Annotated in this window: 22 protein-coding genes and 2 pseudogenes; 22 read left to right on the top strand and 2 right to left on the bottom strand. The window is 70.4% G+C overall.

Features of this window, described 5'->3' with window-relative positions:
- Window positions 1-8 precede the first annotated feature (8 nt).
- From dnaJ to OO71_RS15640, 17 genes and pseudogenes are all read left to right on the top strand, one after another.
- The gene (dnaJ, locus tag OO71_RS15715) at window positions 9-1,181 is read left to right on the top strand and encodes a molecular chaperone DnaJ (RefSeq protein WP_033290511.1); all 1,173 of its coding nucleotides are present in this window, start codon (window positions 9-11) and stop codon (window positions 1,179-1,181) included.
- 3 nt (window positions 1,182-1,184) lie between these two features.
- A complete protein-coding gene (locus OO71_RS15710) occupies window positions 1,185-1,937 on the top strand; it encodes a 16S rRNA (uracil(1498)-N(3))-methyltransferase (protein ID WP_033290510.1) in 753 nt (250 codons plus the stop codon).
- Between the two features lie 608 nt (window positions 1,938-2,545).
- On the top strand, window positions 2,546-2,908 hold the full coding sequence (locus OO71_RS15705; RefSeq protein ID WP_033290509.1) for a histidine triad nucleotide-binding protein: 363 nt from the start codon (window positions 2,546-2,548) through the stop codon (window positions 2,906-2,908).
- Window positions 2,909-3,004: 96 nt separating this feature from the next.
- Window positions 3,005-3,733 (top strand): annotated as a pseudogene (locus OO71_RS53115) (PhoH family protein); the annotation flags it as partial.
- Window positions 3,734-4,645: 912 nt separating this feature from the next.
- Window positions 4,646-4,978 (top strand): annotated as a pseudogene (locus OO71_RS52185) (PhoH family protein); the annotation flags it as partial.
- Window positions 4,975-5,526, top strand: a complete 552-nt coding sequence (gene ybeY, locus OO71_RS15695; protein WP_033290507.1) for an rRNA maturation RNase YbeY — start codon at window positions 4,975-4,977, stop codon at window positions 5,524-5,526. The pseudogene OO71_RS52185 and the gene ybeY, both read left to right, overlap by 4 nt.
- 9 nt (window positions 5,527-5,535) lie before the next feature.
- Window positions 5,536-6,861: a hemolysin family protein gene (locus tag OO71_RS15690; RefSeq protein ID WP_033290506.1), complete on the top strand. Its 1,326-nt coding sequence runs from the start codon at window positions 5,536-5,538 to the stop codon at window positions 6,859-6,861.
- Window positions 6,854-7,192 carry a hypothetical protein gene (locus OO71_RS15685; protein ID WP_033290505.1) on the top strand — a complete coding sequence of 113 codons (339 nt, stop codon included), beginning with the start codon at window positions 6,854-6,856 and terminating at the stop codon, window positions 7,190-7,192. The genes OO71_RS15690 and OO71_RS15685 overlap by 8 nt, the downstream gene beginning before the upstream one ends.
- Window positions 7,189-8,088 (top strand): GTPase Era, encoded by a 900-nt coding sequence (era, locus tag OO71_RS15680; RefSeq protein WP_033290504.1) that lies wholly within the window; start codon window positions 7,189-7,191, stop codon window positions 8,086-8,088. Before OO71_RS15685 ends, era begins: the two co-directional genes overlap by 4 nt.
- A 66-nt stretch (window positions 8,089-8,154) precedes the next feature.
- A complete protein-coding gene (locus tag OO71_RS15675) occupies window positions 8,155-8,487 on the top strand; it encodes a CD225/dispanin family protein (protein ID WP_033290503.1) in 333 nt (110 codons plus the stop codon).
- The gene (locus OO71_RS15670) at window positions 8,484-8,912 is read left to right on the top strand and encodes a DUF2752 domain-containing protein (RefSeq protein WP_033290809.1); all 429 of its coding nucleotides are present in this window, start codon (window positions 8,484-8,486) and stop codon (window positions 8,910-8,912) included. The genes OO71_RS15675 and OO71_RS15670 overlap by 4 nt, the downstream gene beginning before the upstream one ends.
- A gap of 75 nt (window positions 8,913-8,987) precedes the next feature.
- Entirely contained in the window at window positions 8,988-9,407 is a 420-nt protein-coding gene (locus OO71_RS15665; protein ID WP_033290502.1) for a CD225/dispanin family protein, read from the top strand.
- Between the two features lie 49 nt (window positions 9,408-9,456).
- Window positions 9,457-10,233: a DNA repair protein RecO gene (gene recO / locus OO71_RS15660; RefSeq protein ID WP_033290501.1), complete on the top strand. Its 777-nt coding sequence runs from the start codon at window positions 9,457-9,459 to the stop codon at window positions 10,231-10,233.
- Window positions 10,234-10,261: 28 nt separating this feature from the next.
- On the top strand, window positions 10,262-11,080 hold the full coding sequence (locus OO71_RS15655; protein WP_033290500.1) for an isoprenyl transferase: 819 nt from the start codon (window positions 10,262-10,264) through the stop codon (window positions 11,078-11,080).
- The gene (locus OO71_RS15650) at window positions 11,077-11,496 is read left to right on the top strand and encodes a YbjN domain-containing protein (RefSeq protein WP_033290499.1); all 420 of its coding nucleotides are present in this window, start codon (window positions 11,077-11,079) and stop codon (window positions 11,494-11,496) included. Before OO71_RS15655 ends, OO71_RS15650 begins: the two co-directional genes overlap by 4 nt.
- 469 nt (window positions 11,497-11,965) lie before the next feature.
- Window positions 11,966-12,985, top strand: coding sequence for a permease (locus tag OO71_RS15645; protein ID WP_033290808.1), 1,020 nt, complete (start codon window positions 11,966-11,968; stop codon window positions 12,983-12,985).
- On the top strand, window positions 12,982-13,905 hold the full coding sequence (locus tag OO71_RS15640) for a TIGR03943 family putative permease subunit (protein ID WP_033290498.1): 924 nt from the start codon (window positions 12,982-12,984) through the stop codon (window positions 13,903-13,905). The genes OO71_RS15645 and OO71_RS15640 overlap by 4 nt, the downstream gene beginning before the upstream one ends.
- A gap of 49 nt (window positions 13,906-13,954) precedes the next feature.
- On the opposite strand, the gene OO71_RS15635 is transcribed toward OO71_RS15640, so the two are convergent.
- Both OO71_RS15635 and OO71_RS15630 read right to left on the bottom strand, forming a co-directional pair.
- Complete coding sequence (locus OO71_RS15635; protein ID WP_033290497.1) at window positions 13,955-14,368, bottom strand: Fur family transcriptional regulator; 414 nt, start codon at window positions 14,366-14,368, stop codon at window positions 13,955-13,957.
- Window positions 14,369-14,370: 2 nt separating this feature from the next.
- The gene (locus tag OO71_RS15630) at window positions 14,371-14,649 is read right to left on the bottom strand and encodes an ArsR/SmtB family transcription factor (protein ID WP_425388683.1); all 279 of its coding nucleotides are present in this window, start codon (window positions 14,647-14,649) and stop codon (window positions 14,371-14,373) included.
- A gap of 34 nt (window positions 14,650-14,683) precedes the next feature.
- Here OO71_RS15630 and OO71_RS15625 point away from each other — a divergent pair, with 34 nt between their 5' ends.
- The 5 genes from OO71_RS15625 to OO71_RS15605 all read left to right on the top strand — a co-directional run bounded on the left by OO71_RS15625 (window position 14,684) and on the right by OO71_RS15605 (window position 20,002).
- Window positions 14,684-15,214, top strand: coding sequence for a hypothetical protein (locus OO71_RS15625; RefSeq protein ID WP_156096320.1), 531 nt, complete (start codon window positions 14,684-14,686; stop codon window positions 15,212-15,214).
- 143 nt (window positions 15,215-15,357) lie between these two features.
- Complete coding sequence (locus OO71_RS15620) at window positions 15,358-16,488, top strand: hypothetical protein (protein ID WP_051791598.1); 1,131 nt, start codon at window positions 15,358-15,360, stop codon at window positions 16,486-16,488.
- A 9-nt stretch (window positions 16,489-16,497) separates the two neighbouring features.
- On the top strand, window positions 16,498-17,136 hold the full coding sequence (locus OO71_RS15615) for a class F sortase (RefSeq protein ID WP_033290495.1): 639 nt from the start codon (window positions 16,498-16,500) through the stop codon (window positions 17,134-17,136).
- 729 nt (window positions 17,137-17,865) lie between these two features.
- Window positions 17,866-18,528 carry a class F sortase gene (locus OO71_RS15610; RefSeq protein WP_033290494.1) on the top strand — a complete coding sequence of 221 codons (663 nt, stop codon included), beginning with the start codon at window positions 17,866-17,868 and terminating at the stop codon, window positions 18,526-18,528.
- 85 nt (window positions 18,529-18,613) lie between these two features.
- Window positions 18,614-20,002: a glycine--tRNA ligase gene (locus tag OO71_RS15605; RefSeq protein WP_033290493.1), complete on the top strand. Its 1,389-nt coding sequence runs from the start codon at window positions 18,614-18,616 to the stop codon at window positions 20,000-20,002.
- The last annotated feature ends 81 nt before the right edge of the window (window positions 20,003-20,083 follow it).

Below are 20,083 nucleotides of genomic sequence, written 5' to 3'. Positions count from 1 at the left end.
AGAGCAACGTGGCGAGGGACTACTACGGGATCCTCGGGGTGGCCAAGAACGCGAGCGATCAGGAGATCAAGCGCGCGTACCGCAAGCTGGCCCGTGAGCTGCACCCCGACGTGAACCCGTCGGAGGACGCCCAGCACCGCTTCGGCGAGGTGACCACCGCCTACGAGGTGCTCTCCGACCCGCAGAAGCGCAAGATCGTCGACCTCGGCGGCGACCCGATGGACTCGGGGGCGCGCGGCGGGGGCGGCGACCCGTTCGCCGGGTTCGGCGGGCTCGGCGACATCATGGACGCCTTCTTCGGCGCCGCCGGTGGCGCCGCCGGTGGCGGCGGCGGACGGGGCCGCGGGCCGCGCAGCCGCGTGCAGCCCGGGTCCGACGCGCTCATCCGGCTGGGGCTCAGCCTGGAGGAATGCGCCACCGGGTCCGACCGCGAGATCACCGTCGACACCGCGGTCGTCTGCGACCTGTGCCGCGGCGGCGGAACGGCGGAGGGCACCAGCACCAAGACGTGCGACACCTGCGGCGGCGCGGGCGAGGTCCAGTCGGTGCAGCGGTCGTTCCTCGGCCAGGTCGTCACCGCGCGGCCGTGCCCGGTGTGCCGCGGGTTCGGCGAGGTCATCCCCGATCCGTGCCGCCAGTGCGGCGGCGACGGGCGGATCCGCGCCCGGCGCAACGTCACGGCGAAGATCCCGCCGGGCGTCGGCGACGGCATGCGCATCCGGCTGTCCGGGCAGGGCGAGGTCGGTCCCGGCGGTGGCCCGGCCGGCGACCTGTACGTGGAGATCGACGAGGCGCCGCACGAGGTGTTCGTCCGCGAGGGCAACGACCTGCACTGCAACTTCCGCATCCCGATGACCACCGCCGCCCTCGGCGCGACGGTCCCCATCACCACGCTCGTCGACGGCGATTACGAGCTCGACGTCGAACCCGGCACCCAGCCCAACACCGAGCTCGTGCTCACCGGCAAGGGCATGCCGCGGCTGCGGTCGTCCGGACGCGTGGACGGGCGTGGTGACCTGCACGTGCACATCGACGTGGTGGTGCCCACCAAGCTCGACGAGGCCCAGCGCGACCTGCTGGTGGAGCTGGCGCAGCAGCGCGGCGAGGAGGTCCCGACGCTGGCGGCCAACGGCAGCAAGCACGGCGGCCTGTTCTCCAAGCTGCGTGCGAAGAACCGCTGACCCGTGCCGGACACCACGCTGCCGGTTTTCCTCGCCCCGGCGGTGCCTGGCGCAGGTCAGGCGCTGCTGGAGGGTGAGGAAGCCCGGCATGCGGCCACCGTCCGCCGCCTGCGGGTGGGGGAGCAGCTCGTGCTCTCCGACGGCGCGGGTGCGATGGCACGGTGCACCGTGGACGCCGTCGAAACCGGACGGGCGGCGACGGTCACGCTCACCGTGGTCGAACGCTGGAACGAGGAACCTCCGGCGCTGCGAGTGCACGTGGCGCAGGCGCTCGCCAAGGGCGACCGTGGAGAACTCGCCGTCGAACTGGCCACCGAGGCCGGGGCGGACTCCGTCGTGCCCTGGCGCGCCGCCCGCAGCGTTGCGCGCTGGGACGACGGGCCACGCGGCGAGAAAGCCCTCGCGCGCTGGCGGGCCACCGCCCGCTCCGCCGCGAAACAGGCTCGCCGCGCCCACGTGCCCGACGTCACCGAACCCGTCGGCACCCGCGAACTCGCCCAGCTCGCCGCCACGATGTCACGCACGCTCGTGCTGGAATCCGGCGTCGCCGGACGGCTCGCCGACGTCGACCTGCCCGACGGCGGCGACGTCCTGCTGATCGTCGGCCCCGAAGGCGGCATCACCGACGACGAGCTCGCTGCACTGGAAGCCGCGGGCGCCATCCCGATCCGGCTCGGCCCCACCGTCCTGCGGACTTCCACGGCGGCGGCGGTCGCCCTCGGCGCGCTGGGAGTCCTCACCGGACGCTGGCGCTGAACCGGGCGAAAGTGACAGAACTCCCGTCCGGATCACGCCGGAAGATGGCGCACCCCACCCCCGCCAGCTACTGTGCACGGCAACGTCCGAACCCGAGGGTTTCACCCCGCCACCCGGTGGGCATTACCCTCGGGAACGCGAACCCGAACCCCGCCGGGCACCTCCCCCCTCGGTCCGGCGGAGCCGCGGCGGCGGTGGAGCGACCCCCAGGCTCCACCGCGCCGCGGCGTCTTCGTAGGGCCTGGCGGCCCTCCTTCGCCGCCGCTTGTTCCGCGTATCTTTCCGGGGGGCGACCCCCCGGACCCCCACGGTGCGGTGGTTGCGTCCCGAGGGTCGGTTGCGTTGCGGCGGAGCCGCGTGGTGCGTTGCGGCGGAGCCGTGTGGAGCGTCGGTTGCGTAGTGGCGGAGCCGCATAGTGCGTAGTGGCGGAGCCGCAGGGTGCGTAGTGGCGGAGCCGCGTGGTGCGGTGGGTGCGTGAGGGTCTGGCGGCCGAAGAGCGGCGTGCCGCGGAGCGGCCGAGCCGAGTCGGCGTGGCGACGGAAAAGCGCGTAGCGGCGGAGCCGCGTGGTGCGTCGGTCACCATCGTTGTGGGTTTGTAGGGTGTGTTCATGAGTGATGGCGCCGAGACGTTGTTCGAGCGGATCATTGCCGGGGAGATTCCGGCTGACGTGGTGCATCAGGACGCGACCACGTTTGCGTTTCGGGACATCAATCCGCAGGCGCGGGTGCATGTGCTCGTGGTGCCTCGGAAGAGGTACCGGAACGTGGGGGAGCTGGCGGCGGCGGATCCGCAGTTGCTGGCGGATGTGCTGAGTGCCTGCCGCAAGGTGGCGGAGCTCGAGGGGATCGGGGAATCCGGGTATCGGGTCGTGTTCAACACCGGTGCTGACGCTGGGCAGACGGTGTTTCACGTCCATGCGCATGTGCTTGGCGGGGAGCAGCTGGCGCTGTTCGGGAGCGGGCACCGGTAGGAAACCGGACTGCGGGGCGGGACCGTCGCCCAGTAGCATCGAAGTGTCCAGGTAACCAAGACCAGCGAACCGCGCAGAAAGCAGGCCAGAGGCCACGTGGCCGGAACCGAACCGGGTGGAGCCGCCCGACCCGACGTCGCGTCCGAGGACGCCCCGGCCACCGGCGTGGCCCAATCCCGCTTCCCGATCCCCGGCGCCGCCGCTCTCAGCCTGCTCGGCTCCCGCGACGAGAACCTGCGCGTCGCCGAAGACCTGCTGGCCGCCGACGTGCACGTCCGCGGCAACGAGGTGACCCTCACCGGCACCCCCGCCGACGTCGCCTTCGCCGAACGCGTCTTCACCGAACTGGTCCAGCTCGCCGCCGGCGGGCAGCAGGTCGGGCCGGACACCGTGCGCCGCACCATCGGCATGCTCTCCAGCGGCGACGCATCCCCGGCCGAAGTGCTGAGCCTCAACATCGTCTCCCGCCGCGGCAAGACGATCCGGCCGAAGACGCTGAACCAGAAACGCTACGTCGACGCCATCGACAAGCACACCATCGTCTTCGGCATCGGCCCCGCCGGCACCGGAAAGACGTACCTCGCGATGGCGAAAGCCGTGCAGGCCCTGCAGTCGAAACAGGTCACCCGCATCGTGCTCACCCGCCCGGCCGTCGAAGCAGGCGAACGCCTCGGCTACCTGCCGGGCACGCTGAACGAGAAGATCGACCCGTACCTGCGCCCGCTGTACGACGCCCTGCACGACATGGTCGAACCCGAGTCGATCCCCCGCCTGATGCAAGCGGGCACGATCGAGATCGCGCCATTGGCATACATGCGTGGGCGCGCGCAGCCGGTCGGCACGCCGGTCCTCACCCCGGACGGTTTCCGCCCCATCGGCGAACTGCAGGTGGGTGACCTGGTGATCGGCTCGAACGGCGAACCCACGCCGGTCCTCGGTGTCTACCCGCAGGGGGAGAAGGACATCTACCGGCTCACCGCGGGCGATGGCTCCTCGACCCTCTGCTGCGGCGACCACCTGTGGGCGGTCAAGACCGCATCGGACAAGCGCCGGGGCAAGCCGTGGCGAGTCCTCGAGACCAAGCAGATGCTCGGCAAGCTCCGCGCGGCCCACGCCCGCCGGTACGAACTGCCGATGCTCAGCGCACCGGCCTGCCATCCCGAGCGAGAAGTCCCGATGGACCCCTACGCACTGGGGCTCCTGCTCGGTGACGGATGCATCACCGAGCAGGCAACGCGCGTCGTCGATCCGGCACCTCGCCGGGGGCGTACCACGCAGGTGGCCGGTGTGCTGCAGACGCTGGAACCGGTCGCGTCCCGGTTGCTGCCGGACTCGGTCCCGGAGCTCTACCTCCGCAATTCGGCAGCCATCCGGCTCGCGGTGCTGCAAGGCCTTCTCGATTCCACCGTCGGCGCGATCGGGCGACGTGGCCGTATCCAGTACCGCGCCGCCTCGCCCCGGTTGCGTGACACCGTGATCGAGCTGGTGCGCTCGCTGGGCGGTACTGCCTCGGTCAAGACCCGTGCCGCGAACCTCATCGACATCCGGCTGCCGCAGGGCGTCGAGCCATTCCGTCTCGCGCGCAAACGGGAGCGGTACCACGCTGAAGGCGGCGGCGGTCGTCCTATGCGGTTCATCGACCGCATCGAACCGGCCGGCCGCGCCGAGGCGGTGTGCATCCAGGTGGCTGCCGCCGATTCGCTCTACGTGACCGAGGACTACCTGGTCACGCACAACACGCTGAACGACGCCTTCATCATCCTCGACGAGGCGCAGAACACCACGCCCGAGCAGATGAAGATGTTCCTCACCCGCCTCGGGTTCGGGGCGAAGATCGTCGTCACCGGGGACATCACCCAGATCGACCTGCCGGGTGGGCAGCGCAGCGGGCTGCGGGTCGTGCGCGAAATCCTCGACGGGGTCGAGGACGTCCACTTCGCTGAGCTCACCAGCCAGGACGTGGTCCGGCACCGGCTGGTCGGCGACATCGTCGACGCGTACGAGAAGTGGCAGGCCGTGCAGGACGCGCAGGAGCAGCAGAACGGCGGATGGAAAGGCGGCCGCCGATGAGCATCGAGATCGCCAACGAGTCCGGCGTCGACGTCGACGAGGCGTCCATCGTGTCCGCCGCGCGGTTCACGCTCGACAAGATGGAGGTCAGCCCGATCGCCGAGCTGTCCGTCCTGCTCGTCACCCTCGACGTGATGGAAGACCTCCACGAACGCTGGATGGACCTGCCGGGGCCCACCGACGTCATGGCGTTCCCGATGGACGAGCTCGACTCGTCCCGCCGCCCCGACGCGCCCGACTCGTCCCCGGCGCTGCTCGGCGACATCGTGCTGTGCCCGGCGTTCGCGAAGGACCAGGCGAAAACCGCGGGGCACGCGCTGATCGACGAGCTGCACCTGCTCACCGTCCACGGCTGCCTGCACCTCCTCGGCTACGACCACGCCGAACCCGCCGAGGAACGCGAGATGTTCGGGCTCCAGAAGCGCATTCTCGGCGAGTTCCAGTCCGCGGTCGCCGCGCTCGAGGCCCGCGACGCGCAGCGCGACGCCGACGACCGCGTCCTCGGTATCGCCGGGCTCGATGCGCCGCCGCCCGGGGAAACGCCCTAGGACACCGTGATGGGCAGTCCCACGGCACAGCTCGTCATCGCGGTGGCGCTCGTGCTGCTCGCCGGCGTCTTCGCGGCGGCCGACGCCGCGCTCGGCACGGTGTCGCAGGCGCGCGTCGACGGGCTCGTGCGCGCCGGCCGCGTCGGCGCCCGCCAGCTCGCCGCAGTCGTCGCCGAACGCCGCAGGCACATCAACCTGCTGCTCCTGCTGCGGCTGACCTGCGAGATCACCGCGACCGTGCTGGTCACCATGTCGTTCGACGCGTGGCTCACCGAGCTGTGGCTCGCGATCCTGCTGTCCGCGGTGGTCATGGTGGTGGTCAGCTACGTCCTCATCGGCGTCGGCCCGCGCACCATCGGCCGCCAGCATCCGTACCGCGTCGGCACGACGGTCGCGGGGCTCGTCCGGGTGCTCGGGACGCTGCTCGGCCCGCTGTCGCGGCTGCTGATCGTGCTCGGCAACGCGATCACGCCCGGCCGCGGCTTCCGCGAAGGCCCGTTCACCTCCGAGATCGAGCTGCGCGAACTGGTCGACCTCGCGCAGGAACGCGGCGTCGTCGAGGATTCCGAGCGCGAGATGATCCACTCGGTGTTCGAGCTGGGCGACACGGTCGCGCGCGAGGTCATGGTGCCGCGTACGGAAATCGTGTGGATCGAGCGCACCAAGACCGTCCGGCAGGCGCTCGCACTCGCGTTGCGCACCGGTTTCACCCGGGTCCCGGTGATCGACGATTCGGTGGACGACATCGTCGGCGTGGTCAACATCAAGGACCTCATGCCCGCCTACATGGACCCGGACGGACCCGCCACGGTCGTCGGCACGGTGATGAACCCGGCGAGCTTCGTGCCCGACTCCAAGCGGCTCGACGAGCTGCTCAAGGAAATGCAGCGCACGCACAACCACATGGCGATCGCGGTCGACGAGTACGGCGGCACCGCCGGTCTGCTCACCATCGAGGACATCCTCGAGGAGATCGTCGGCGAGATCACCGACGAGTCCGACACCGACGAGCGGCCCGAGATCGAGGAGCTCGCCGACGGGGCGGTCCGCGTGTCGTCCCGGCTCGGCGTCGACGACCTCGGCGAGCTGTTCGGTGTCGACCTCGAAGACCACGATGTGGAGACCGTGGGCGGGCTGCTCGCCGAGCGACTGGGTAGGGTCCCGCTGCCGGGGGCCGAAGCCGAGGTCGCCGGTCTTCGGCTGTTCGCCGAAGGGGGCAAGGACCGCCGCGGCCGGATGCGGATCACGTCCGTGGTCGTCCGTCCGGCCGGCGCCCGCCCGCGTACCCGGCCACCCCAGCCCGAAGAGCACGACAGGAGAGTCGAACATGCCTGACCTCGACGCCGAGGACCAGAAGCTGGTCACGCTGGCCCGCTCGGCCCGCGCCCGCACCGGTGCGGCGGAAGGCGCCGCGGTCCGCGACAGCGACGGCCGCACGTACGCCGCCGCCACCGTCGAGCAGCCGTCGTTCCAGCTCACCGCCGTGCAGGCAGCTGTCGCCGCGGCGTTGTCCAGCGGTGCCGAAGGGCTTGAAGCAGCGGCCGTGGTGACCGCCGACGCGCTGGTGGCCGAGGCGTCCGTGCACGCGGTCCGCGACGTCACCAAGGCGGCGCCGATCATCTTCGCCGACCCGGCCGGTGCGGTGGTCGAGGTGCTGCGTCCGTGACCGGGCCGCACCGGTCCGGCTTCGCCTGTTTCGTCGGGCGGCCCAACGCGGGGAAGTCCACGCTCACGAACGCGCTCGTCGGCACGAAGGTCGCGATCACGTCCAGCAAGCCGCAGACCACCCGGCACGCCATCCGCGGCATCGTGCACCGCGAGGACGCGCAGCTCGTGATCATCGACACGCCCGGCCTGCACCGCCCGCGCACGCTGCTCGGCCAGCGGCTCAACGACGTCGTGCACGAGACGTGGTCCGAAGTGGACGTCGTCGGGTTGTGCGTGCCCGCGAACGAGAAAATCGGTCCCGGCGACCGGTTCATCGCCGCGGAGCTGAAGAAGATCGCGCGGCGTACGCCGGTGCTCGGGGTCGTCACGAAGACCGACCTGGTGAAGCCCGAGCAGGTCGCCGAGCAGTTGCTTGCGCTGCAGCAGGTAATGGACTTCACCGACCTCGTCCCGGTGTCCGCTGTGGACGGTTTCCAGGTGCAGACGGTCGCCGACCTGCTGGTGCAGCGGCTGCCCGAGGGACCACAGTTGTACCCGGGTGGCGAGCTCACCGACGAGCCCGAGCAGACGCTGGTCGCCGAGCTGATCCGCGAGGCCGCGCTGGAGGGCGTGCGCGACGAGCTGCCGCACTCCATTGCCGTGACCGTCGAGGAGATGCTGCCGCGGGAAGACCGGGACGACCTCATCGACGTGCACGCGCTGCTGTACGTGGAACGGCCCAGCCAGAAGGGGATCATCCTCGGGCACAAGGGCGAGCGGCTGCGCGAGGTGGGGGCGACCGCACGCCAGCACATCGAGCGGCTGCTGGGCTCGAAGGTGTACCTCGACCTGCACGTGAAAGTGGCCAAGGACTGGCAGCGTGACCCGAAACAACTGCGCCGTCTTGGCTTTTGACCCACGGATGCCCGGTTTGCCGGGTAGCGTCTTCCCGGACCGCCGCCGATCGCCGAGGGGAACCGCATGACCGGCCCGTACCCGCCGCCTGGGCCCTATGGTCCGTACCCGCCCCGCCCGTACGGGTACTACCCGCCGCCGGACAGCAACCTGGTGTGGGCGATCCTCGCCACCGTCTTCTGCTGCCTGCCGCTGGGCATCGTCGCAATCGTGAAGGCGAGCCAGGTGAACACCCTGTGGTACCAGGGTTTCGCGGCGGAAGCGCACCAGGCCGCGGACGAGGCCCGCAAGTGGGCGATGTGGTCTGCGCTCAGCATCGCCATCCTGATCGGGGTGTACCTGCTGGTGGTGCTGATCGTGCTGCTCGTCGCGGGACGGGCGATCTGGTGGGTGCATTGAGCCACCCTGGAGCACCCGGGGTCGCCCGTGCGCTCGCCGCTCCGGCCGCGGTAGTCGGTGGGCTCGGCGTCGCGTGCGTGGCGGTGTGGCTGGGTGATCCGACGACGCCCGGCGGCCCGCTTCCGGTGTGTCCCACCAAGCTGCTCTTCGGCATCGACTGCCCCGGCTGCGGCGGCCTCCGGATGGCATACAGCTTGCTGCACGGCGATTTTCCCGCGGCACTGCACTACAACGCCGTCGCGCTGGTGTTCGTCGGGCTGTTCGCGTGGAGCGGGGTGGCGTGGACGCTGGGTCGCGTGCGGGGTCACCCGATCCGGACGTGGCTGCAGTGGCGCTGGACGCCGCACGTGGTGGCCGTGGTGTTCTCGCTGTGGTTCGTGGTACGCAACCTGCCGTTCGCCCCGTTTTCCGGCTTGTTCGTCTGAGTTCGCCGCGTTTTCCGTGACGGGGTACGCTCCCGCGCGATCACTGTCGGTACGAGAAACTCGGGGGAACCCACCGTGACCAATCCCTACGGACAGCCCCAGCAGCCTTACGGGCAGCAGCCGTACGCGCAGCAGTCTTACAGCGGGATGCCTCCGTATGGCCAGCCTTACGGGCAGCCGTACGGCCAGCCCGGCTACGGGATGCCCGGCGGAGACCCCAACGCCATCAAGGACTACAAGGGCTGGGCGATCGGCTGCATCTTCCTGATGTGGATCATCGCGATCTTCGCGATCATGAAGTCGAACGAAGTCCAGACGTACAAGATGCAGGGCAACTACGCGATGGCCCAGCAGGCCTCGGACACCACGAAGACGCTGTGCCTCGTCGCGACCGTCATCGGTGCCGTCGCATGGGTGCTCGGCATCGTGTTCCTGATCATCGGGCTGACCGCCGCGGCCGAGGTGCACCGGTACTGCACCGGGTATTACTGCTGAACCAGGGTGTCCCGCCCCGGCATCGCCTGCGAAGTGGGACGATGTCGGGGTGGTGAACCTCTACCGCGACACCGGGGTGGTGCTGCGCACGCACAAGCTCGGCGAGGCCGACCGGATCGTCACGCTGATCACGCGGCGGCACGGCAAGGTCCGCGCCGTGGCGAAGGGCGTCCGGCGCACGTCGTCGCGGTTCGGGGCGCGGCTGGAGCCGTTCGGGCACGTGGACGTGCAGTTCTACCCCGGGCGTTCACTGGACGTGATCACCCAGGTCGAGACCGTGGACGCGTTCGCGCTGCCGCTGGTCGCCGACTACCAGCGCTACACCGCGGCGAGCGCCATCGCGGAGACGGCCGACCGGCTGTCGGCCGAAGAGGGTGAGCCGGTACTGAAGCTGTACCTGCTGGTCGTGGGCGCATTGCGCGCGCTGGCCGCGGGGGAGCGGGACGCGTCACTGGTGCTCGACGCGTTCTTCCTGCGCGCGATGGCGTACGCCGGCTGGGCGCCCGCGATCACCGAATGCGCCCGGTGCGGCCTGCCGGGTCCGCACGCCGCGTTCAACGTCGCCGCGGGCGGTTCGATGTGCCCGGACTGCCGGATCGCCGGGTCGGTGCATCCCGCGCCCGAGGTGCTCACCCTGCTGGACGCGTTGCTGCACGGGGAGTGGCCGGTCGCCGAGGCCGCGCCGGGGATCACCCGCCGGGACGCATCCGGCCTGGTCGCGGCGCATCTGCAGTGGCATCTGGAACGGCAGCTGCGGTCGCTGCCGCTCGTGGAGCGGCGGGCTCGGGAGACCGCCGGGCCGGGCCCAGTAGGGTCGGCCGGGTAGGAAGTCCACTCGTTCGGGAGGCCGCGAAGTGCTGCGCAGGGGACGGGCGACCGCGTCGCCGGGGTACGAGCTGCGGGCGCCGGATCCGCATCCGTCCGGGGCGAAACCGCCGGAAATCCCCGCGGACCTGGTGCCGAAGCACGTCGCCCTCGTCATGGACGGCAACGGCCGCTGGGCCAACCAGCGCGGCCTGCCCCGGATCGAGGGCCACAAACGCGGCGAGGCGGTGATGATCGACGTCGCGAGCGGCGCGGTCGAGCTCGGCGTGAAGTGGCTTTCGGTGTACGCGTTCTCGACGGAGAACTGGAAGCGCAGCCCGGAAGAAGTGCGGTTCCTGATGGGCTTCAACCGCGACACCATCCGCCGCCAGGTCGACTACCTCGGCTCGATCGGCGTCCGCATCCGCTGGGCGGGACGGCGGCCGAAGCTGTGGGCGAGCGTGATCAAGGAACTGCAGGTCGCCGAAGAGAAGACGAAGAACAACACCAAGCTCAACATGACGATGTGCGTGAACTACGGCGGCCGCGCCGAACTGGGCGACGCCATGCGCCGCATCGGCCAGGACGTGGCAGCGGGCAAGATCAACCCGGACAAGATCGACGAGCGCACCATCGGGAAGTACCTGTACCAGCCGGAAATGCCTGACGTGGACCTGTTCCTGCGCCCATCGGGGGAGCAGCGCACGTCGAACTTCCTGGTGTGGCAATCGGCGTACGCGGAAATGGTGTACCAGGACACACTGTTCCCGGACTTCGACCGCACTCATCTGTGGCGCGCATGCCTGGAGTTCGCCAAACGAGACCGCCGTTTCGGCGCCGCAGTGGACCAAGCAGGAGGCCCGGCATGAGCACAACGGAAGCCGCCGAAACCGGCGCCCTGCTGACCGCCGCACGGGAAGCGCTGGAGCGATACCTGGAAGTCCACGTCGACGACGACGGCGCAATCACGTTCTCCCACGCGGACGTCCCGTGCGTCATCCAGGCCACCCGCCTTGCCGACGGGCTCACGGTGCTCAGCCTGACCTGCGTGGTGGCCTGGGACCTCCCCGATGACCCCGCACTGGCCGTCGCAGTGGCCGAGCGGGCAGGACAGGGCCTGTTCGGCACGCTGGGCGTGGGTCACACGGACCGGGGGGTGGATGTGACGCTGCGCTATGCATTCCCGGCGGAAGGAATGGACCCGTCACCGCTGGGAACGTTGCTGATGCTGGTGGTGTCAACGGCTTCGCAACTGCGGACGGAACTTCCCGGGGTGGACGCCTGACGGGGGTTTGGTGTCGCTCCGGGCTCCTTCGGCAAGGCCTCGCCGTTCCCCATTTGTCGTCGGCTTCGCTCGCGTCGCTTTGCACCCCGTTCCGCTGGCCCCTGTCCCGCCAGGCCCTGTCCCGGCGGGCCAGCCCGGCCCGCCGGACCTGTCCCGCCTGGTTCTGCTCGCTCGGCCCTGCTCCGCTCCGCGGGGCTCCGTTCCGCCCCGCTTCCCCGCGATCAGCTCAGTCGCACCGCCGCCAGCCTTGGTCCTGCCGTGTTCGCCCTCCAGGCCTCCGGCCCCCACCAACCTTTCACCCTCGAACCCCCTAGCCGCGCCTCGTCGCCCTCCCGCCCCCTGCACTCGCCCGAAATCCGCCGTTTCCTCCCTCCCGATCGGGTGACATCCGCGTGAATCCGGCGCGAGGGGTCCCCTCACTCCACCCGCGGCTGGGGTTTTGTCGGACCCTGCTGGCATCATCGCCTTCGTGGAAACCCTTTCCAACAACGCCACCCAGGAGCGGCCGCGCACACGGCGGTTCCGGATCAGCTCGATCGAGATCCTGTGTGCCGTGCTGCTCGTCGCGATCCTCGCGCAAAGCCGGCTCCAGGACCTCTTCGACGTGCCCGCTCTCCGCACCGGCTCGACCGTGTTCGTCGCGGTATGCGTGCAAGCGCTGCCGTTCCTCGTACTCGGCGTGCTGATCAGCGGTGCGATCGCGGCCTTCGTGCCCGCCCGCGCGCTGGAACGGGTGCTGCCCCGGCGGGCGTTGGCGGCGGTCGGGGTCGCGGGGCTCGCCGGAGTGGCGTTGCCCGGCTGCGAATGTGCGTCGGTCCCGGTGGCACGGCGGCTGATCGGCCAGGGCGTCGCGCCTGCCGCAGCGCTCACCTTCCTCCTCGCCGCACCTGCGGTGAACCCGGTCGTCCTCGTGGCCACGGCAGTCGCCTTCCCCGGACGCCCGGAAATGGTGTTCGCCCGGTTCGCCGGCTCACTCGCCACGGCCATGGCGATGGGCTGGATCTGGGCGCGCTGGGGCAAACTGTCGTGGATCACCGAACGCGCGCTGCGCCGGCTGCCTGATGTCGCGCCAGGACAGCGATGGCGTGTCTTCGCCGAAACCGCCCGCACCGATCTCGTTGAAGCCGGCGGGTTTCTCGTCCTCGGCGCGCTGATTTCCGCTTCGCTCAACGTCCTCGTGCCCGCACAGTGGTTCGAAGTATTGGCGGGACAGGTCATCGTCGGCATCGTGGTGATGGCGACGCTGGCCGTGGTGCTGGCCCTCTGCAGCGAAGCGGACGCGTTCGTCGCCGCGTCTCTCACTGCGGTGCCATTGCTGCCGAAACTGGTGTTCCTGGTGGTCGGCCCTGCCATCGACGTCAAGCTGTTCGCCTTGCAAGCAGGCACTTTCGGCCGCTCGTTCGCAGCACGGTTCGCTCCCGTCACCTTTGTGGTCGCGATCGCTTGCGGCACCGTCGCAGGCGTGGTGTTCCTCGGTGGTGTGCGATGAGACGCGAAACGCAGAACGTCCTCCTCATCCTGCTCGGCGGAGCCCTCGTGAAGATCGCGCTCAACGGCGACTACCTGCGCTACGTCAAACCGGCCCAGCAACCATGGATCATCGCGGGTGGCGCAGTCATGATCCTGCTGGGCGCAGCCGCCGTCATCCGCGACCTGCTCGCCGCACGCAGCGCCGCCAAGTCAGCGGAAACCTATGCCCCCACCGGAAATCCAGCCGCCGACCAGCATCCCCGCGCGCACCCGCTGCAACAGCCCCCACCTGCCGACCCGACCCCGCATCCACCCGGCGAGACCCACTCACCCACCAACGTTACGCACCTGTCCGCCGACGTGACCCACCCAGCCAGCAGCGTGACCCGCTTATCCACCGACGTGACGCACCCAGCCACCGACACACACGGCCACCACCACCCGGCCCGCTCGGCGTGGCTGCTCGTCGTCCCCGTGCTCGCGGTCTTCCTCGTGGCGCCGCCCGCCCTCGGCGCGGATTCCGTCACCCGCACCGAGGCGCGGCTGCCCGCGAGCGCCGCCACCACGTCGGCGGCAGCGTTCCCGCCGCTTCCCGCCGGGGCGGTGGTTCCGATGGCGATGAACGAGGTCGTCACGCGCGCCGGCTGGGATGCCAACGGCACATTGAACGGGCGCACCGTCGAGCTCTCCGGCTTCGTCGTCCACGCGGGAGGCCAAACCCTGTTGGCACGCCTGGTGATCAGCTGCTGCGCGGCCGACGCGGCACCGGTCACAGTCCATCTCAAACAGGGCGCGGACCGGTTCCCGAGCGATACGTGGCTGCGCGTCACCGGGCAGGTCGTCCCGGGCACCGCGACCGAGGCGAACAGCTACACGCCCGACCTCGTCCCGGCGACCGTCGAGCGCATCAGTGCACCCAAGGATCCCTATGAGTACTGAGAGGAGGAGCCCACGCGCGACCTTTCCGGAGCGGGGACCGCCGACGACGTCAGCTCGCGTGCTCGGCGCAGGTACCGGTGATCTCCACGGTGTGGCTGATGTCGGTGAACCCGTGGTCCGTCGCGATCTTTTCCGCCCAGCGCTCCACCGCCGGACCCTCCACCTCCACGGTTCGGCCGCACACCCGGCACACGAGGTGGTGGTGATGGTGTGACGAACAACGGCGATAGATGGCCTCGCCGGAGTCGGTGCGCAGGACGTCGATCTCGCCGGCCTCGGAGAGCGACTGCAGTGTCCGGTACACGGTCGTCAGGCCGATGCCGTCGCCGCGCTTGCGCAGTTCGTCGTGCAGCTCCTGGGCGGAGCGGAAGTCGTCGACGGCGTTCAGCAGGTCCACCACCGCCGCCCGCTGCTTCGTCGAACGCCGGCCGGGCACCGGAGCCGGTTTGGAGACCGGGGACATCGTCACTTCCCTTCCTGCACGTGAGTGACCGCATCGACGACGATGTGCGCCAGGTGATCGTCCACCAGCCGGTAGACGACCTCGCGGCCACGCCGCTCACCCTGCACCACGCCCGCGGTCTTGAGGACACGGAGGTGCTGGCTGATCAACGGCTGGGCGACGTCGAGCGCATCCACGAGCTCGTGCACGCACCGGTCCGCCTCCCGCAACTGGAGCACGATAGCGATCCCAGCGTCGCCGGGCATGCCAGCGTCGCCGGGCATGCCAGCGTCGCCGGGCATGCCAGCGTCGCCGGGCATGCCAGCGTCGCCGGGCATGCCAGCGTTGTCGGGCGTGCCGGCGTTGTCGGGCGTGCCAGCCGCGCTGGGGGAGCCGGGGCTGGCCGAACCGGCCGGATGCGGCGGATCCGGAGGAAGCGCCGACCGTTCGCTATGGCCATGGCCCTCGGCGGCACTGGCCTGCGCGGAGGCGTCGGCGCTGTCCGCGGCGCCCGGGCCGGTGGTGCGTGCGGCCGGAGCTGCGGTCGTCGATGCCGGACCCTTGGATGCCGGGCCCACGGTGGGTGAAGCACTGCCCGGCGATCCGGCCGACGTTGCGTCCGTGGGATCCGTTCCTGCCGACAGGGCGCTCGAGGTTGCCGATGCCATCGCTGCCTCCACTCGCGTCCCGCCGTCCTGCCTCGGCACCCCCGGCGTGCCGCACGTCGTGCAGCCGCAGGTCCGGCGTCCGGGCGGACGCCGTTTCCGAAGGCGGATGTCATTGCCGATAACCGTCACCGCCATCGTAGTGTTCCCGGTGCCGGGGGCGGCGATCACCGGGGCGGCGGCGACCCGGATTCCGGATTGACCCGATCGGGTGAGTTCGTGAAGATTTGGCTTGTCGGCTTCGCAAGTCGTAGCGGACGGTGCAAGGTTGTCGCGGGGGCGTTTCGCCGCGTCTCGCAAGGGTGGCGGATTCGCCTGAGGTGTGCCGGAGGGCAGTGGGGAGACATGACTCGTTTCGTGACGAAGGCCGCGGTGGCGGCACTGGTGGCACTGCCGGTGCTCGCTCCCGCCGCGGCGGCGCAGACTTCCCAGGCCGTGGACGAGAAAACCGGTCCCGTGTCGTTCGCCAACGTCGCCTCGGTCCGGCTCGGCGGCGACCCGCAGCACGGTGGTGCGCTCATCACCGAGACCCAGCGGTCCCCGCTCAGCCCTGGACAGTCGCAGCTCGGCACCGATCGCGTCGCCGTACCCAAGAACGACAGCGAGCGGGCCACTTTCGGGGGCAACTACGAGATCGACCTCGGCAAGTACGACAACGCCAGGGTGAGCCCGTACCCGCAGGGCATCGCCAGCCGGGACCACCAGGTCATCGCCGCATTGCAGCCCAACGACGTGCCCACCGCGGTCGCCGAGACGAACTACGCGCTGCGCGACAACGCCCGCGGCGAGGACCAGCCGGTCGAGAACACCATGCTCGTCCTCGAAGGCGCGCGCTCTGCGGTCGCCTGCGAAGGGCCCGGCAAGATCACCGGCACCAGCTCCGTCGCGCGCGTCTGGGTGCGGGGCGAGGACGACCAGCTGCGCCAGGTCGCGATGCCGGCGAGCGGGTCACTCAGCGTCACCAACCTCAAGATGGGTGCCCCCGGCGCCGTGCCGCAGGCGGACCACGGGACGACCCGCACGGACCTCGTCCTCTCCCGCGTCACCGGCTTCGACCAGCTGATCAAGCAGGACGGCTGGCGCTCCGGCGACGTCACCACCCAGGCCGGCTGGCGGGTCCAGCTCACCACCCACGCGCGTGACGCCAAGAACACGCAGCTCCAGGACGTGCAGACCACGATCGTGCTCGGCGGGGTCAGCTGCTCGATCCCGAAGAGCTTCGTCCCGGTGGCCGGTAACGGGACCGGGTCCGGTGGCACGGTGCAACAGCCGTCGGTGCCCACCGAGGTCCCGGCCGGTTACCTCGGAGCGGCCGCGGCACCGGCCGACGACCTGCGTGTGCCGCTGGGCCTGGGACTCCTGGGCGGTGGGCTCGTGTTCGGCGCGCTCGCGATCGTGCTGGGCCGCCGCCGCGCGGTTCGTTCGCGCGGCGAGATCGTGCTGGGCAGCCGCGCGGCTCGTACGCGCGGCGAGTAGGTCCCGGCCGTGCCGCGGACCGCGCTGGCGATCGCGTCGGCGGTGATCGCCGTCCTGGCGGTTGCGGCGGGCGTGATCGTGCTGACCTGGGTTCCCGCGCCGGTGCCGGCTGCCGCAGCCGAACCCCCGCCCGGCTCCTTGCCGGGCGAGGACGGCGCACCCGCTGCACTGCCCGCGGACGGCCAGGCTGTCGGCCAGCAACGCCCCGGCAGCGTGCGGCTGCCGGACGGGTCCGAAGCGCGGCTGAAGCGCACGGAGGTCACCCAGGAAGGCGTGCTGCCGATCCCGCGCGGCCTGGACGACGCCGCCTGGTGGGGCGCCCGCCTGGGCGCGGCGCAGGGCGCGGCAGTGCTGTCCGGGCACGTGAACTGGGCCGGCACGAAGGGCCCGTTCGACGACCTGTGGCGCGTGCGCACCGGCGACAACGTCAGCATCGTCGACGCATCCGGCGGCCGCTGGCTGTACCGCATCACCGGCGCGACGACCATCCCGAAAGAGCAGCTCCCCGCACAGGCCCCGGGCTGGTTCGCGCAGACCGGCCCGCACCGCCTGGTACTGGTGACGTGCGGCGGCGACTACGTCGGCGGCACCGAGGGCTACGACGAGAACCGCATCGTGACCGCAGACCTGGTTTCCCGGCCGGACTGACCGACTGCCGGGGCTTGGTCGTCCCGGCCCGGTGGCGGCCGCGTGGGCCAGCCGGTCGCGAGTGGCCCCCTCACCCGGCGGCCGGGGCGGCGTTGGTTGTGAAGGGACCTTTCGTGCGGATGCCGGGGCCGGTGACGGTCCGCGAATGGCTCGTTGCGCGCGAATGCGTGACCTCGATCGCGAGTGGTCCCCTCGTATCGCGAGCGGTTCCTTCGTGTGGGTGGCGCTGCCGGATGGTTGGTCGCGAGAGGTCCCCTCGTGCGAGCGGCGGGGTCGCGCCGGTTGCGTGAGCCAGTCGCGCGGAGGGAACGGTGCTTGGCGCGAGTGGTCCGTTCGTGCGGGTGGTGGGTTGTGAGTGGTCCGTTCGCGGGCGGGGAGTTGCGAATGGTCCCTTCGTGCGGGTGGTGTGTCGCGAGGGGACCCTTCGTGCGGGTGGTGCGTTGCGAGGGGACCCTTCGTGCGGGTGGTGCGTTGCGAGGGGACCCTTCGTGCGGGTGGCGTTGGTGCGGTGCCGATTGCCGTCGAGCCCACGCGGTCGAGCCCACGCAGCCGAACCCACACCCCCGCCCAGATTCAGCTCGCCCCGCTGCCACCCCCCGGCGCGGCCCAGCCCAACCGCCGCCCAACCCCCCGCGCGGCCCAATCCAACGCAGCCCGAACTCCGATGCAACCCCGCACCCGCCCAGGTGCATGTCTCTCCTCGAGAACTCACCGGACGCAGGGAGCACGATGCAGGGGACACCGGAGCAGGCGAAGCGCAACCGCGGGGTGCTGATCGTCGTGGCGGTTGCCGTGATCGCGGCGGTGGTCGCCGCGATATTGATCTTCTTCACCGGCAAGGACGACGCTGCTGTCGCGGGGGCGGCCGACGCGCACACCAGTCAGCAGGCCGGGCAAACCGGCACCGGCCAAGATCGGCAAAACAGCAATCAGACCGACCCCGGGAGTACCCCGGGCACGGTCAAGCTTCCCGCCGGTGGGCAGGCGACGCTCGTCCCGGAGGAGGTCGGCGAGGACGGCGCTCTGCCGATTCCCAAGAGTCTCGCCGAGGCGGCCTGGTGGGGGTCCGGCGTGGGGGCGCAGCAGGGGGTCACGCTGCTGTCCGGGCACGTCAACTGGAAGGGCAAGACCGGGCCGTTCGAGCAGCTCTGGCGGATGAAACCGGGGGAGACCGTCACGGTCACCGACACGTCGGGCAAACCGTGGGAGTACCGGGTCGACGACGTGCGCACCATCCACAAGTCCGACCTCGCCGCCGAGTCCGCCAAGCTCTTCGCCCCCGAGGGGCCGCATCGGCTGGTGCTCGTGACCTGTGGCGGGGACTACGTGGGCGGTCAGGAGGGCTACGACGACAACCGGGTGGTGACGGCGACGCCGGTCACCCGTTCGTGACCCGCGACCTGGGCGGAGGCCCGCGGAGGCGGCCGGATACGCTGGACCTTCCGATAACCGTCCCCGCATGCTTCCGGAGCGTGGAGTGCCCGCCAACACCATCGAAACCGTCGTCAGTCTGTGCAAGCGCCGTGGCTTCGTCTTCCCTTCGGGAGAGATCTACGGAGGCACCAGGTCGGCGTGGGACTACGGGCCGCTCGGCGTCGAGCTGAAGGACAACATCAAGCGCCAGTGGTGGAAAACCGTCGTGCAGGGCCGTGAAGACGTGGTCGGCATCGACTCGTCGGTGATCCTGCCGCGGCAGGTGTGGGTGGCCTCCGGGCACGTGAACGTGTTCACCGACCCGCTGATCGAGTGCCTGTCGTGCCACAAGCGGTTCCGTGCCGACCAGCTGGCCGAGGACTTCGAGGCCCGCACCGGCAAGGCCACCACCGAGGACGACCTGTCCGAGGTCCCGTGCCCGAACTGCGGCACCCGCGGCAAGTACACCGAGCCGCGCGACTTCAACATGATGCTGAAGACCCACCTCGGCCCGGTCGAGACCGAGGAGGGCCTGCACTATCTCCGCCCGGAGACGGCGCAGGGCATCTTCGTGAACTTCCTCAACGTGCAGACCGCGTCGCGCAAGAAGCCGCCGTTCGGCATCGGCCAGATCGGCAAGTCGTTCCGCAACGAGATCACGCCGGGCAACTTCATCTTCCGCACGCGCGAGTTCGAGCAGATGGAGATGGAGTTCTTCGTCGAGCCGGGCGAGGACGAGCACTGGCACCAGTACTGGATCGACGCGCGCACCGAGTGGTACACCGACCTCGGCATCAAGAGCGAAAACCTGCGGCACTTCGAGCACCCGAAGGAAAAGCTGTCGCACTACGCGAAGCGCACCGTCGACATCGAGTACCGGTTCGCGTTCAACGCCGGGCAGGAGTGGGGTGAGCTCGAGGGCATCGCCAACCGCACCGACTTCGACCTCACCACGCACTCCAACCACTCGGGCGTCGACCTGTCGTTCTTCGACCAGGCCTCGGGCCAGCGCTACCGTCCGTTCGTGATCGAGCCGGCCGCGGGCGTCGGCCGTTCGATGATGGCGTTCCTGGTCGACGCGTACGACGAGGAAGAGGTGCCGAACGCCAAGGGCGGCACGGACAAGCGCACGGTCCTGCACCTCGACCCGCGGCTGGCGCCGTTCAAGGCCGCGGTCCTGCCGCTGTCACGCAACGCCGACCTGTCGCCCAAGGCCCGCGACCTGGCCGCGCGGCTGCGCAAGCACTGGAACGTCGACTTCGACGACGCCCAGGCCATCGGCCGCCGCTACCGCCGCCAGGACGAGATCGGCACGCCGTACTGCGTCACGGTCGACTTCGACTCGCTCGAGGACAACGCCGTCACGGTCCGCGAGCGCGACAGCATGAGCCAGGAGCGCATCGGCATCGACCAGGTGGAGTCGTACCTGGCGGGCCGCCTGCTCGGCTGCTGAAAACCGCGTGACGAACGGCCCTCTCCCACATCCGGGGGAGGGCCGTTCTGCACCCCTGACACCTGTCACGGTCAGGACGTG

The sequence above is a fragment of the Amycolatopsis jejuensis genome, assembly GCF_000717335.1.
GTDB classification, from domain to species: domain Bacteria; phylum Actinomycetota; class Actinomycetes; order Mycobacteriales; family Pseudonocardiaceae; genus Amycolatopsis; species Amycolatopsis jejuensis.
This window is presented reverse-complemented; position numbering and strand designations above follow the sequence as displayed.

Excerpts from the sequence above, each read along its gene's own strand:
- OO71_RS15625 (WP_156096320.1), top strand. The coding sequence starts at position 14,684 with ATGCCAGCGTTGTCGGGCGTGCCGGCGTTGTCGGGCGTGCCAGCCGCG.
- OO71_RS15685 (WP_033290505.1), top strand. The coding sequence starts at position 6,854 with ATGCCTGACCTCGACGCCGAGGACCAGAAGCTGGTCACGCTGGCCCGC.
- OO71_RS15690 (WP_033290506.1), top strand. The coding sequence starts at position 5,536 with ATGGGCAGTCCCACGGCACAGCTCGTCATCGCGGTGGCGCTCGTGCTG.
- ybeY (WP_033290507.1), top strand. The coding sequence starts at position 4,975 with ATGAGCATCGAGATCGCCAACGAGTCCGGCGTCGACGTCGACGAGGCG.
- OO71_RS15675 (WP_033290503.1), top strand. The coding sequence starts at position 8,155 with ATGACCGGCCCGTACCCGCCGCCTGGGCCCTATGGTCCGTACCCGCCC.
- OO71_RS15650 (WP_033290499.1), top strand. The coding sequence starts at position 11,077 with ATGAGCACAACGGAAGCCGCCGAAACCGGCGCCCTGCTGACCGCCGCA.
- OO71_RS15630 (WP_425388683.1), bottom strand. The coding sequence starts at position 14,649 with ATGCCCGGCGACGCTGGCATGCCCGGCGACGCTGGCATGCCCGGCGAC.
- OO71_RS15635 (WP_033290497.1), bottom strand. The coding sequence starts at position 14,368 with ATGTCCCCGGTCTCCAAACCGGCTCCGGTGCCCGGCCGGCGTTCGACG.
- OO71_RS15640 (WP_033290498.1), top strand. The coding sequence starts at position 12,982 with ATGAGACGCGAAACGCAGAACGTCCTCCTCATCCTGCTCGGCGGAGCC.
- OO71_RS15620 (WP_051791598.1), top strand. The coding sequence starts at position 15,358 with ATGACTCGTTTCGTGACGAAGGCCGCGGTGGCGGCACTGGTGGCACTG.
- OO71_RS15610 (WP_033290494.1), top strand. The coding sequence starts at position 17,866 with ATGCAGGGGACACCGGAGCAGGCGAAGCGCAACCGCGGGGTGCTGATC.
- OO71_RS15705 (WP_033290509.1), top strand. The coding sequence starts at position 2,546 with ATGAGTGATGGCGCCGAGACGTTGTTCGAGCGGATCATTGCCGGGGAG.